The following is a 12,416-nucleotide window of genomic DNA, read 5'->3' on the forward strand; positions in this document are numbered from 1 at the left end:
TATATAATTTCAATTTATTAGCTGTTTCACCTATAATTTTACGAGCAATATACTACAAAGACAAATATATGAAGGTGGCTACAGTTACAGTTATGCCTGACTGTACCACCGCAATCTCTTCAAAATGAGTTATCAATAGATATGATGCAGTCCACAACTGCATCCGTAGCAGCCAGCAACCTGGCGCATGGGAATATAACGCCAACAACCAGTTAACGCAATACGGCAGTGGCTCGGCACAGGTTAGCTACACCTATATAGAAACAGGGCACATCGCTACAGCAACCCAGGCCGGGCAGACCACCGTATACCACTACGATGCCAGCGACAGACTGGTGAGCATCAGCAAAAACGGTGTGGAGATAGCCAGCTACCAATATGACCCGTTTGGCAGGAGAATCAGCAAAACCGTCAATGGGCAGACAACATACTATTTGTATACAGACGAAGGGCTGATTGCGGAGATTGATGATCAAGGTAATATGCTTGTGGCTTATGGCTGGCAGCCAGGCAGCATGTACGGTACAGCACCGCTGTGGCAGGTTAACCTCAGTAGCAACAATCTGCAAACGGCGGAGTTCCATTACTTGCATACTGACCATTTGGGAACGGTGCAAATGGCGACCAATGGAAATGGCGAAATTACATGGAAAGCTCAAAGTGAAGCATTTGGCAGAACACTTCTAAATGAGCAAAATCAGATCACAATGAACCTGAGGTTCCCGGGGCAATATTTTGACCAGGAGACAGGCATACACTATAACTATTTCAGGGATTACAGCCCGCAAATAGGCCGGTATATTCAGAGGGATCCTATTGGACTTAATGCAGGCGTGAATGTTTATTCTTACGTTTTAAATACACCTTTGAAATTTTATGATCCTGAAGGTAAACTTAATCCCGCAGCAGTAGTTGGGTGGGGTATTTCGGGGATATCTGGAGGCTATGCAGGTTATGTTGCAGGGCAAATGAATAATTCTGTAAACAGTAGCGTTGTTCCGACATATCCAGGTTTAGTTGCGTTGCCACGTGATAGAGAAGAAGCACAAAGATGGCAAGATAGAGAATATGCGCAGGGATGTCGAGATAGGACGGGAGCACTTGTCAATAGAAATACGTTGAGAGAAGCAAATAGAGTAACAGATATTGCTAGAGTAGTAGAAGGACAAATGGAAGCAATAGAAGATCAGAGAAGATATCATGATGAGTGCGATCAAAAAAATCCGTATCAACCAAAGACATGCGAGTGGGCTGTATTCAATTTAGCAAAGGCTGAAGCATGTTTTGAAGCTAGAAAGAGTTGAGTGGATAAATGGGTTGATTTCGATATTAGAAGAAAGGGGCATTTAAATTATCTTGAACAATTAAGGAGACAGATAAATAATGCCAGCAATCAAGTTCAGCAATTATGTAAATAAAGTTAATTATATTATGGAAAATGATTTGATTTTTAATCTAATTTATAATGAAGATATTTCTGGAATTGAATTATGGAGTAAATCAAATAATATAAATATTTATTCAGAAGATTATTTTGAAAGGACTCCTCTAATTTATGCAGTTAACATGGAAAAAAGTTTAATTGTTGAGTGGCTTTTGGAGCATGGAGCTGATATGTATTCAAGAAATATATTTGACGATACAGCTTTTCATTTAGCAGCAAAGAAGGGTTTAATTTTTATAGTGAAAAAATTTTGTAGATTTGGTTATGAAATAGATACTCTTGGCCAGGATGATATGACAGGGCTTAATTATGCAATTCAATGGGATCATGATGAGGTAGCTGCATATTTAATTGGTCAGGGTGCTTCATTAAGTATCCCAGATTCAGTATTTAAATTAAATGCAAAGGATAGGATAATTAAAAAAAATAAAATTTTTTTATTAGATTTTAAAAAATAAAAATGATGAAATACTAAATTTAAAGGAGATATTGCCAAGGAGGAGGCTAAAGTGGATTTTCAAGTTGGATACCGTGTAAAAGTGCTTATTCTTCCAGAATGGTTGTTACAGGATTTACCGTTGAATGAACAAAAGGAACTGAGATCAGTTTAGTTTTAAATTTAAGAATAAATGATAGGCTCTATGTTTTAAACATAGAGCTATTTTTAATGTAGATTTACTAAAAATTTTATTGATTGAAGGAAATTAAATATGCGTTTTTTTATATTGATTTTTTTATTTTTATGTTCTATTTGTAATGCAGAAAACAGTGGTGATTATTATTATAATCGTATTTCTAGAGATGGTAATTTTATTATAATTTCTCCTAAAACTAACGGATTTGGCGTAAAAGATTTTATTTCTGATGCTGAATTTTGTAATGCCGATAGTAATTTTCATTGTTTTTCATCTGGGGTTATGAAATTTGCTGTGCCACAGGGAAATATAGAGGTTAAAGAATGGGAATATAATGGGGAATTATATAAAATAGTTAACTATTACCATATAAATCATGGTTATGATTTATGGGTTATTGAAAAAACAACAAATTATAAAATGTGGTTTGTTTGGTCATCTTATTATGGATTAACGATGCTAGGTGAAGGAGATGCCGATAATCAGATTGGAGGTGTTTATGTATTAGATGGTTTTTGTGGATTTGGTGCAAGTGGTGTTTGCGAATTTAATTAATAAATTGAAAAAATTTATGTTAATTAAAGCATATGAGAGTTAATATAAAATTGCAGTTTCACTAAAAATTAATTTGATAGATGTTTATGTAAAAAGAAGGTTTGATATTTAGGAGCCAGCTAAGAAAATCATTTCTAAAAGAGTACAATCCGCTTTATTATTTTTGTTATCGGATTTTTTGAGGTGCTTTCCATTTTTTGCTAATCATAATAATTTGTACACTACTTTATTTCTTGCTTTAAATTTATTTAAATTGAAAAATTATTGAAATAAAAATAGATAAAAATTAATAAGCAATGTCATTTTAAGATTAACGTGCTGTGTTGATTACTGTGAGAGGCAAATTGACGGCACGTTATTTTCAATCTAGATAAACAATAAAATTAGTTATATCATACAGGCGACGGCAGACCGTTACCTTGCCTAACGGGCAGGCCATTAACTGGAGTGGCTACCAGTGGCAGTTGCCCACACAGACCAGCACACCTGGTACTCAGCAGACATCAAGTTACGACCCGCTGCAAAGAATGCAGAACATAGACATCCAAGCCGGTCAGAATACACTGATGAGCCGTGGTTATACCTATGATGGGGTAGGCTACATCATACAAAGACAAACAGAAGAAGGTGAGTTTACTTATGGTTATGATTTACTTGACCGGCTCACCCAGGCTGTACCACCGCAAACCCTTCAAAATGAATTACCGGTAGAAAGCTATGCATACGATGCAGTACACAACCGCATCGGCAGCAGTCAGCAAGCTGGGGCATGGGCGTATAACGCCAACAACCAGTTAACACAATACGGCAGCGGGTCGGCACAGGTCAACTACACCTATACAGAAACAGGGCATATTGCCACAGCAACCCAGGCTGGACAAACCACCATATACCACTACGACGCTAGCGACAGGCTGGTGAGTATCAGCAAAAACGGTGTGGAGATAGCCAACTACCAGTATGACCCGTTTGGCAGGAGAATCAGCAAAACCGTCAATGGGCAGGCTATCTACTACCTGTATACAGATGAAGGGCTGATTGCCGAAACAGATGCACAGGTGAACATTCAAACAGCCTACGGCTGGCAACCCGACAGCATGTACGGCACAGCACCGCTATGGCAGGCTAATACAAACAGCAGTAACCTGCAAGGAGCGGAGTTCCATTACCTGCATACTGATCACCTGGGTATGGTGCAGATGGTAACCGATGGAAATGGAGAGATTACCAGGAAAGCTCAGAGTGAAGTGTTTGGAAAAACTATTTCAAATGCACAGAACCAGATCACAATGAATCTGAAGTGCCTGAGACAGCACTATAGTGATGAGTTGATGAAGGAAAGGCAGGGGGATAAATTGTTGTTCTGGTTTTGGAACAAAGTACGATGAAAATCTAAACTCAAAGTGGTTCAGCGCTATTTATAAGAAAACATGAACTATCGGGCGTGAACGAGTGGATTCAAAGGCGTTGCTTACATATCTATCTGCGATTGGGTACAGGCGCTGCCATTGCCCAGTGTTTACCTAAATAAACAAAAAACCATACTTGACAAGTTTGCTGCTTCTGTTATTATTTCAACAATAGTTGAAATATAAGAATGTTAAAAATGAATACGATTGAAGCTGCAAAATACTTTGAATGTATCTCTTCGCCTGTGCGACTGAGTGTTTTCATCCTGTTGATCCGTCACGGATCGGAAGGGCTGGTTGCCGGTGAAATTGCCAGTACATTAGACATTCCGGCTTCTAATCTGTCGTTTCACCTTAAAGCCCTGACACACTGCCAACTGATCTCGGTTGAACAGGAGGGCCGCTTTTTACGGTACAGGGCAAATTTACCTTTGATGAAGGAGTTGGCAGGCTTTCTGACTGAACAATGCTGCATCGACCAGAGCAGCAAAAATACTTCTTGCAAAAAGGGTAAAAAGTAATGCGACATATCCTTTTTTTATGTACAGGCAATTCATGCCGCTCAATTCTGGCAGAGGCAGTTTTTAACCACATGGCACCGCAAAACTGGAGGGCGCTCAGTGCAGGCAGTTATCCTGCAGGTTATGTACACCCAAGTACCATTGCTGTACTGCAACGGCATCACATTGATATAAAAGGCTTAAGCAGCAAATCATGGGATGAATTGGAAACGCCTCCGGACATTGTCATTACGGTTTGCGCTTCTGCTGCGGGAGAAACCTGTCCGGCTTTTCTAGGTAAAGCTCTTAGGGGACATTGGGGGTTGAATGATCCGGCGAAAGCAACAGGCAGCGAAGAAGAGGTTATCGCTGTGTTTGAAGAGACTTTCAGCCAGCTTGATCAAGGAATCACTTTTTTCCTGCAACATCCTATTAACGAACTGTCAGATGAAGAATTGCAGCATCTGATAGGTATTACGGGGCAGCGTTTTTTTAAACTTTAAAATTTCAATAGTTAAAGGAGTAATGAAATGATAAAAGTCCAGGTATTTGACCCTGCCTTGTGTTGCAGTACAGGCGTTTGCGGTACCGAAGTCGATCCGGCGCTGGTGAATTTTGCCGCTAACGTGGATTGGGCTAAAAAGCAGGGGCTGACCATTGAACGCTTCAACCTTTCGCAACAGCCAATGGCTTTTGCCCAGAATGAACTGGTGAAGAAGTTTCTTGAAAGGTCAGGTGCTGATTCATTGCCTTTAATTCTCATTGATGGTGAAGTGGCACTGGCCGGGCGTTACCCGTCACGAAAAGAACTGGCGCAGTGGGCAAAAATTGAATTCTCTGAACCTGAAACAGCGAAAAGCTGTTGCGGAGGTAAAAGATCAGGCTGCTGCTAATTTGGTTGGAGGCGGTTTAACGCCAGCAACGCTCAAAAACTAACGTATTAAATCAAGGTGCTTACGATGAAATTCCTGGCGCATATCTCTCCTTTTGTTTTTTTTACCGGAAAAGGCGGTGTCGGTAAAACCTCTCTGGCCTGTGCCACAGCAATTGAGTTTGCCAACCAGGGTAAACGCACATTGTTGGTCAGCACCGACCCCGCTTCCAATGTCGGGCAGGTGTTTGAACAATCCATTGGCCCGGTTATTCGGCCCATTGATGCGGTTGCCAACCTTTCCGCGATTGAGCTTGATCCTCAAGCGGCGGCTGAGCAATACAGAAAACGCATTGTCGATCCTGTCAAAGGTATTCTGCCTGATGATGTGGTCGCTGGTATCGAGGAACAGCTTTCAGGCGCCTGTACAACCGAAATTGCGGCTTTCGACGAATTCACCGGTTTGCTGACCAATCAGGAATTATTAGCGCAATTTGACCATATTGTTTTTGACACGGCTCCTACAGGCCATACCATTCGTATGCTGCAATTGCCGGGCGCATGGAGTGAATTCATTTCGCAAAACCCGGAAGGCAGTTCCTGCCTGGGGCCGTTGGCCGGGCTGGAAAAGCAAAAAGAACAATACCAGAATGCTGTCAATGCCTTGGCCGATGGCAAACAAACCCGGCTGGTACTGGTTGCCAGAGCACAGAAAAGCGCTTTGCTTGAAGTCGCCCGCACCTATGAAGAACTGGCTGCACTCGGCATACATAACCAGTATCTGGTGATCAATGGTGTGCTGGATGAACAGGATGTTGCCGATGATGCGCTGGCTCAGGCTATTTATAGCCGTGAGCAGGTTGCCATTAAATCGATGCCCGACCAGCTTAAACAGCTTCCGACAGACCGGTTGCCGCTGAAGCCTTTTAATCTGGTTGGTGTGGAAGCGTTGAGCCATTTGTTTGACAGCACAACAACGTTACAGACAAAAGCCAATCCGGAAGGTGCCTCCATGCCTGATGTACCTACACTGGCACAGCTTCTTAAAGCACTGGAAACCCAGCCACACGGGCTGGTTATGCTGATGGGCAAGGGCGGCGTCGGCAAAACCACCTTGGCTGCTGCTATTGCTGTCCATCTCGCGCAGAGAGGGTTGGATGTTCATTTATCCACCTCCGATCCGGCGGCACATCTGGCCAATACCCTTGACCGGCAATTACCGAACCTGACAGTCAGCCGTATTGACCCCAAAGAGGAAACCGAGCGTTATCGCCAGCATGTTCTGGAAACCACTGGCAAGAACATGAGCGAGCAGGATCGGCTGGTGCTGGAAGAGGATTTGAGGTCTCCTTGTACCGAGGAAATCGCGGTGTTTCAGGCGTTCTCCCGCATCATCCGCGAAGCGGGCAGGAAAATCGTCGTCATGGATACCGCCCCTACAGGGCACACCTTGCTGCTGCTGGATGCAACAGGCGCTTATCACCGTGAAGTCTCCCGGCAGATGGCGAAAAGCCAGACACACTTCACAACCCCGATGATGCGTCTGCAAGACCCGGATTACACCAAAGTCATCATCACAACGCTGGCTGAAACCACGCCGGTTCTGGAAGCTGCCCATTTGCAGGACGACCTGCGGCGCGCTGGCATTGAGCCATGGGCATGGGTGATCAACAACAGCGTGGCGGCGGCGCATACACAATCGCCTTTATTACAGTTGCGGGCACAAAGTGAACTGCCGCAAATACGAAAAGTTATTTCCGAATGCGCCCGGCGTTTTGCAGTGGTTCCATTGCAGGCACAGGAACCCGTTGGCGTAGAAGCACTGGCCCGATTAGCCAATGCATAAAGCAAAGTATGAGCTGAAAAACAGCCTTTGCATGAAGGTAAAATAACCATGAGTTGCCCTACAAACACACCCGCCAAACGGCTTTCATTTCTGGACAGATACCTGACGCTGTGGATTTTTGCAGCCATGGCGCTGGGCATTATGTTGGGAACGGTTTTTACCTCGTTGCCTGAAAAGCTCAATTCACTTTCTGTGGGCTCCACCAACATCCCGATTGCGATTGGCCTGATTCTCATGATGTACCCGCCGTTAGCCAAGGTACGCTATGAGGAGCTGCCCAGGGTGTTTGCTGACAAAAAGATTCTGACCCTTTCGCTGATACAGAACTGGATCATTGGGCCGGCACTGATGTTTATGTTGGCGGTGATTTTTTTAAGAGACTATCCCGAATACATGACCGGTGTTATCCTGATCGGGCTGGCCCGCTGTATTGCGATGGTGCTGGTGTGGAACCAGTTGGCTGATGGTGACAACCAGTATGTTGCAGCACTGGTTGCCTTTAACTCTATTTTTCAGATTCTTTTTTTTAGCGTCTTTGCGTGGTTCTACCTGTCTTATCTGCCGCCCTTATTCGGGCTGGCAGGAAGTGTCATCAATATCAGCTTTGGCACGGTGGCCGAAGCGGTTCTTATTTATCTGGGCATCCCCTTTGTGGCAGGTTTCTTGACCCGTTTCTTTTTGCGTAAAGCCAAGGGCGATGAGTGGTACCAAAACCGCTTTCTGCCCAAAATCAGCCCGATCACGCTCATTGCCTTGTTATTTACGATTGTGGCAATGTTCAGCCTGAAGGGTAATGAGGTGGTGAGGTTACCGTTGGATGCCTTGCGCATTGCTGTGCCACTGGTGATTTACTTCGTCATCATGTTTGCACTGAGTTTTTTGATGGGCAGAATGGCTAAGGAAAACTATCCCAAAACCACTGCGATGGCTTTTACCGCTGCCAGCAATAATTTTGAACTGGCAATTGCTGTAGCCATTGTGGCATTCGGGCTGGCATCTCCAGTTGCTTTTGCTGCGGTGATTGGTCCGCTGGTGGAAGTGCCTGTATTAATCCTGTTGGTGAACGTGGCTTTATGGATCAGGGAAAATATTTTTAACCTGACTAAACAAAAAGGCTGAACCGTAAGTTATGGGTTCATTCTTTTATACTGAAAAATTAACTATCCGGTTTTTGCGGATACAGTACAAAGCCGCGCGTAAATGTTACATGATAATCTGAATGATCTCATTGCCTTTATGGTTGTTGCGCAAGAGCGTAGTTTTACGCGCGCAGCAGCCAAAATGGGCGTATCGCCTTCTGCGCTAAGCCATACGATGCGTAATCTGGAAGAGCGTATGAAGCTGCGGCTGCTTACGCGGACCACTCGCAGTGTATCGGCAACCGAAGCTGGCGAATATGTATTGGAAAATATCCAGCCATTGATTGAAGAGATGCAAAACAGGCTCGCGGTTCTGAGCGAGTTTAAAAATGTACCATCCGGCACGATTCGAATCAATGCGGCCGAGCATGCAGTGAATACCATTCTGCTGCCAAAGCTGACCAAGTTTTTGCCTCAGTATCCTGACATCAGGGTGGAGGTTGCAATCAATTATGGCCTCATTGATATCGTAGAACAAAAATTTGATGCCGGGGTTCGTCTTGGAGAGAATCTGGACAATGACATGATTGCGGTGCGCATCGGCCCCGATATGCGTATGGCTGTGGTGGCAACGCCTGCATACTTTCAACAATATGCCCAGCCTGAAATCCCGCAGGATTTGGCCCGGCACAACTGCATTAACCTGCGCTTGCCCCGATACGATAACCTGTATGCCTGGGAGTTTGAAAAAGAAGGGCGCCAACTGAAAGTGCAGGTTCAAGGGCAGCTTATTTTTAACCAGACCAGCCAGCGCCTTGATGCTGCATTGGCAGGTGCGGGCATTGCTTATGTGCCGGAAGACCTGGTGCTTGGTCATATCAAACATGGCAGGCTGGTTCGTGTGCTTGAAGATTGGTGCGAGCCGTTTACCGGCTACCATCTGTATTATCCCAATCGCAGGCAGCCTTCTAAAGCTTTCAGCCTGTTGCTCGATGCATTGAGGTATGCGCCTGGAAAAGAGGGCTGAACTGCTGATGTTCAGGAGCGGAAATGCTCAATAAAATGAAGGCTTGTCCCAGTCTGTATCCGGTTCGCTAACACCAACGCTGGCACGGATGAACCGGTCGCTATCATCTTGAATGATGTCAACAATCAGTTGAGCAACAGCCTGCCTGGTGACTTGCGCGCCGACAAAAGGCTCCCCTTTGAAGGTAAGCATATACCTGTCGTTGTCATTCTGGTTGTATAACCAGGTCAGACGCAGCAGGGTGTAGGCCAACGAAGATTGTTCTAAGACTGAGGCAGATTCTTTTTGCTTTTGAATGCCACGTTTGCCAACCATTTTTTCATTCCATTGCCCAAATGCGCCTGGTACCTCATCATGAATACCCAGAATGGATGCGGCAATAACTCTTTTGACTCCGCTGCGCTCCATGGCACTTGCAATGGCTGAGGTGGCTGTTTTATCGCCCATGTCGTTGATATAAACCAGGTCAACGCCCTGCATGGCTTTGATCAGTGCTTCTGTGTCATGAAAGTCACCGTCCACCAGCTTTTCTCTGGCCGGGGCCAATACTTTCAGCCTGCGGTGCGCGTTGCGGGCATATAACACCAGGTAGGCGTCTGTTTGCTTGAGCAGCTTTGCTTCCAGCAGTCTGGCAACCTGGCCTGCTGCGCCAAGTATCAGAATATTCATATGCATGGTCTTTATCGATACTGGTTAGAGGGTAGGGAGAAGCAGCGCTTCACGCTTGCCGGTATCTGCCGGCATGCCGTGGCTGCTTTTCCATTGCATTAATGCATTACAGATTTTCACCGAAGAACTGAGTCAGTTTGGTTACGGCCTGGTCAACATATTCTGGTACCCAATAGGTTTCAATATGGGTGGCATTCGGGATGAGGAACAGTTCCTTGTTCTGTGTGCCTGTTGCGCCGTTAAATGCTTTTTCGGTCATGTACAGTGAATCGGCTTTGCTGCCAGCCATCATCAACAAGGGCTGGTTGATCAGATCCATGTGGCTTGTGGCATCAAAGCGCATCAATTCCAGCAGGCTGCTCATGGTGTACCTGAAGGTTGAGTTGGGGTGCGCATGCGTTTTGCCGTAGTATTCAAACCCCTGGCGGTACAGGTCATACGGCAGCGCGGCGATTTGCGCATCCGTCAGTTGTGCATCGCCTGTATAGATGGTTTCTCCACCGGCAGCTTCCTGTGCTCTGGCTTCGGTCGCCTGTGCCAAGCGTTCCTGTATGGTGGAGAGTTGCGAATCCATATAGCCGTTGCGTCTGACCAGGCCTGAATCAAACATGCTTAATGTGGCTACCGACTGGAAGCGCTTGTCTGTCTGAGCTGCTTTCAAGGCATAACCACCACCACCGCAAATACCAAGCAAGCCAAGGCGGCCGGTATCGACGCCTGGGTAATGCGTGATATAGTCTGCCATGGCATGTATATCCTCAATCCGGTTGGCAGGTTTATCTACATTGCGTGGCTCGCCTCCACTGGTGCCCTGATAAGCAGCATCCGCCGTAATGGTGATATATCCACGCTCTGCCAACTGCTGGGCATACAACCCGGCGACCTGTTCTTTCACGCCACCATTCGGGTGTGCAATGACGATTGCAGGGTACTGCTGGCTTGGGTCATAGTGTGCCGGCGTGTAAACATTGGCAGCAATAGTCAATCCATTCAGCCGATAAGTTACAGGGTGAATGTTGACCTGGCCGGCTATATTTTGGGTAATTGCCCCTTCGTAGGCCAATGTGAACGGGTTTTGCCTGTAGTCAGCGGCCATAGCGCCACTTGCCAATACCGTTGTTATCAAGGCTGCTAGACAGGTTTTTTTGATCATTCTTCATTCCTTTCATTCGGAGACGCATCAACACATTGCCCGCTGATGCTGTTATTCGGTTTTACTTACGTATTGAATTTCATTTCCTTTTTAATCCAGGCCTTTTTCACGCAGCCATTTGGAGAGCAGGTCGGCTATTTCAACATTATTCAAATCGGAGAACGGAAAATGTGTATTGCCTGTGATACCTATCTCCGGTAGATGCACGACAGTGGCATCACCCCCATGTCGGTTAATGGTGTCAGCCCACAGCCTTGCCATCGCCAGCCGTGTGCGCCATTGGTCCTGGCCAGGCACGTTGGATGGCTGATCTGGAATGTAGTCTCCGTAATAAATGACAATGGGAATCCGGGTCAACTTCATAAAGTCGGATAGCGGGATGCCAATAGCTTCCAGCGTATCAGCAGAACTGGTCATGGGTGGCGGAACTTCTCCGAGAGGAAAGACAAAATTGCTTCCAGGTTCATATGCAACCACAGCGCGGACATTGGAGTTCTTGATGGCGGTATACCATCCCGGCCCACCGCCTTGAGAATGGGTCACCAGAATTCCCGGGCCGGCTTTGTCAAACAGTGCTGACAGGGCATCGGAGATGACATCAAGGTCAAAAGGGCCGGTGTTTGGGGTCATCTGGCGAAAATACTGGTTCAGGCTTTCAGCATCCTGCGGAAACTGCACACCGGGAAAATAATCTGGCCATGTGCCTACTCTGAAGTTGCCATACCAGTACTGGTCATCAGGTGTAGCCTGTACTGTCAATGTTTGTGTGCTGCGCCCTGCATTGCCTCTGCGGGGTTGGTCAACCAGATAAACACCAAAACCACGCCTGAGGAAAATATTTTGAAACCCTTCCCGGCCATCGGGTGTGCTTTCCCACGTTTTGGAGAACTGCCCGGCACCATGCAGAAAGATCAGGGGGTATGGACGTGCATCCACAGGCAACTGGTAAAAAACATAGGCATGGTCTCCATGCAGCGTTTGTCCGGCAGGTGATGGTTGAAGCGGATTATATGTGCCCGGGTTTTGTATCATGGTTCCGCCAACGGCAAAACTGCCTTGCGCTTGTATTATGAGCGGGGCGGCATGAAGGCTTTGTGCGTGAACACTGACTGTTGCCAACAGGGCGGTTGACAACAGCAGAGAAAGGAGTGATTTTGGAGCATGGTATTTCATCAGATGTTTTTCCTCTCAGGTGTTTAACAGCTTGTTACACAGAGGTTTGCAGTAA

13 protein-coding genes are annotated in these 12,416 nt (G+C 45.9%); 10 read left to right on the plus strand and 3 right to left on the minus strand.

Translation table 11 applies throughout. From position 1 onward, the window contains the following. Positions 1-335: 335 nt before the first annotated feature. The 10 genes from AACY98_RS07995 to AACY98_RS08040 all read left to right on the plus strand — a co-directional run bounded on the left by AACY98_RS07995 (position 336) and on the right by AACY98_RS08040 (position 9,366). Positions 336-1,304: an RHS repeat domain-containing protein gene (locus AACY98_RS07995; protein WP_423817549.1), complete on the plus strand. Its 969-nt coding sequence runs from the start codon at positions 336-338 to the stop codon at positions 1,302-1,304. A gap of 79 nt (positions 1,305-1,383) precedes the next feature. Then, positions 1,384-1,902: an ankyrin repeat domain-containing protein gene (locus tag AACY98_RS08000; protein WP_339803761.1), complete on the plus strand. Its 519-nt coding sequence runs from the start codon at positions 1,384-1,386 to the stop codon at positions 1,900-1,902. A gap of 252 nt (positions 1,903-2,154) precedes the next feature. Next, the gene (locus tag AACY98_RS08005) at positions 2,155-2,634 is read left to right on the plus strand and encodes a hypothetical protein (protein WP_339803763.1); all 480 of its coding nucleotides are present in this window, start codon (positions 2,155-2,157) and stop codon (positions 2,632-2,634) included. Positions 2,635-3,053: 419 nt separating this feature from the next. After that, the gene (locus AACY98_RS08010) at positions 3,054-4,022 is read left to right on the plus strand and encodes an RHS repeat domain-containing protein (RefSeq protein ID WP_339803765.1); all 969 of its coding nucleotides are present in this window, start codon (positions 3,054-3,056) and stop codon (positions 4,020-4,022) included. Between the two features lie 218 nt (positions 4,023-4,240). Continuing rightward, complete coding sequence (locus AACY98_RS08015; RefSeq protein WP_339803768.1) at positions 4,241-4,564, plus strand: ArsR/SmtB family transcription factor; 324 nt, start codon at positions 4,241-4,243, stop codon at positions 4,562-4,564. Next, complete coding sequence (locus AACY98_RS08020; RefSeq protein ID WP_339803771.1) at positions 4,564-5,046, plus strand: arsenate reductase ArsC; 483 nt, start codon at positions 4,564-4,566, stop codon at positions 5,044-5,046. The genes AACY98_RS08015 and AACY98_RS08020 overlap by 1 nt, the downstream gene beginning before the upstream one ends. 27 nt (positions 5,047-5,073) lie before the next feature. Then, positions 5,074-5,436 (plus strand): arsenite efflux transporter metallochaperone ArsD, encoded by a 363-nt coding sequence (gene arsD, locus AACY98_RS08025; protein ID WP_339803774.1) that lies wholly within the window; start codon positions 5,074-5,076, stop codon positions 5,434-5,436. A gap of 66 nt (positions 5,437-5,502) precedes the next feature. Then, positions 5,503-7,260 carry an arsenical pump-driving ATPase gene (gene arsA / locus AACY98_RS08030; protein ID WP_339803777.1) on the plus strand — a complete coding sequence of 586 codons (1,758 nt, stop codon included), beginning with the start codon at positions 5,503-5,505 and terminating at the stop codon, positions 7,258-7,260. Positions 7,261-7,308: 48 nt separating this feature from the next. Beyond that, the gene (arsB, locus tag AACY98_RS08035) at positions 7,309-8,379 is read left to right on the plus strand and encodes an ACR3 family arsenite efflux transporter (protein ID WP_339803779.1); all 1,071 of its coding nucleotides are present in this window, start codon (positions 7,309-7,311) and stop codon (positions 8,377-8,379) included. Positions 8,380-8,460: 81 nt separating this feature from the next. Further along, positions 8,461-9,366, plus strand: coding sequence for a LysR family transcriptional regulator (locus AACY98_RS08040; protein ID WP_339803781.1), 906 nt, complete (start codon positions 8,461-8,463; stop codon positions 9,364-9,366). Positions 9,367-9,393: 27 nt separating this feature from the next. Here AACY98_RS08040 and AACY98_RS08045 read toward each other — a convergent pair whose 3' ends face one another. The 3 genes from AACY98_RS08045 to AACY98_RS08055 all read right to left on the minus strand — a co-directional run bounded on the left by AACY98_RS08045 (position 9,394) and on the right by AACY98_RS08055 (position 12,220). After that, complete coding sequence (locus AACY98_RS08045) at positions 9,394-10,035, minus strand: NAD(P)H-binding protein (RefSeq protein WP_339803783.1); 642 nt, start codon at positions 10,033-10,035, stop codon at positions 9,394-9,396. Positions 10,036-10,141: 106 nt separating this feature from the next. Next, the gene (locus AACY98_RS08050) at positions 10,142-11,188 is read right to left on the minus strand and encodes an alpha/beta hydrolase (protein WP_339803785.1); all 1,047 of its coding nucleotides are present in this window, start codon (positions 11,186-11,188) and stop codon (positions 10,142-10,144) included. A gap of 90 nt (positions 11,189-11,278) precedes the next feature. Beyond that, positions 11,279-12,220, minus strand: coding sequence for an alpha/beta hydrolase (locus tag AACY98_RS08055; RefSeq protein WP_339803787.1), 942 nt, complete (start codon positions 12,218-12,220; stop codon positions 11,279-11,281). Between the last annotated feature and the right edge of the window lie 196 nt (positions 12,221-12,416).

The sequence above is a fragment of the Saezia sanguinis genome (genome assembly GCF_963921665.1).
Taxonomy (GTDB): domain Bacteria; phylum Pseudomonadota; class Gammaproteobacteria; order Burkholderiales; family Burkholderiaceae_C; genus Saezia; species Saezia sanguinis.

Bases quoted from the DNA above. Each gene is read 5' to 3' on its own strand.
- AACY98_RS08000 (WP_339803761.1), top strand. From the start codon at position 1,384: ATGCCAGCAATCAAGTTCAGCAATTATGTAAATAAAGTTAATTATATT.
- AACY98_RS08005 (WP_339803763.1), top strand. From the start codon at position 2,155: ATGCGTTTTTTTATATTGATTTTTTTATTTTTATGTTCTATTTGTAAT.
- AACY98_RS08015 (WP_339803768.1), top strand. From the start codon at position 4,241: ATGAATACGATTGAAGCTGCAAAATACTTTGAATGTATCTCTTCGCCT.
- AACY98_RS08020 (WP_339803771.1), top strand. From the start codon at position 4,564: ATGCGACATATCCTTTTTTTATGTACAGGCAATTCATGCCGCTCAATT.
- arsD (WP_339803774.1), top strand. From the start codon at position 5,074: ATGATAAAAGTCCAGGTATTTGACCCTGCCTTGTGTTGCAGTACAGGC.
- arsA (WP_339803777.1), top strand. From the start codon at position 5,503: ATGAAATTCCTGGCGCATATCTCTCCTTTTGTTTTTTTTACCGGAAAA.
- arsB (WP_339803779.1), top strand. From the start codon at position 7,309: ATGAGTTGCCCTACAAACACACCCGCCAAACGGCTTTCATTTCTGGAC.
- AACY98_RS08040 (WP_339803781.1), top strand. From the start codon at position 8,461: ATGTTACATGATAATCTGAATGATCTCATTGCCTTTATGGTTGTTGCG.
- AACY98_RS08045 (WP_339803783.1), bottom strand. From the start codon at position 10,035: ATGAATATTCTGATACTTGGCGCAGCAGGCCAGGTTGCCAGACTGCTG.
- AACY98_RS08050 (WP_339803785.1), bottom strand. From the start codon at position 11,188: ATGATCAAAAAAACCTGTCTAGCAGCCTTGATAACAACGGTATTGGCA.
- AACY98_RS08055 (WP_339803787.1), bottom strand. From the start codon at position 12,220: ATGATACAAAACCCGGGCACATATAATCCGCTTCAACCATCACCTGCC.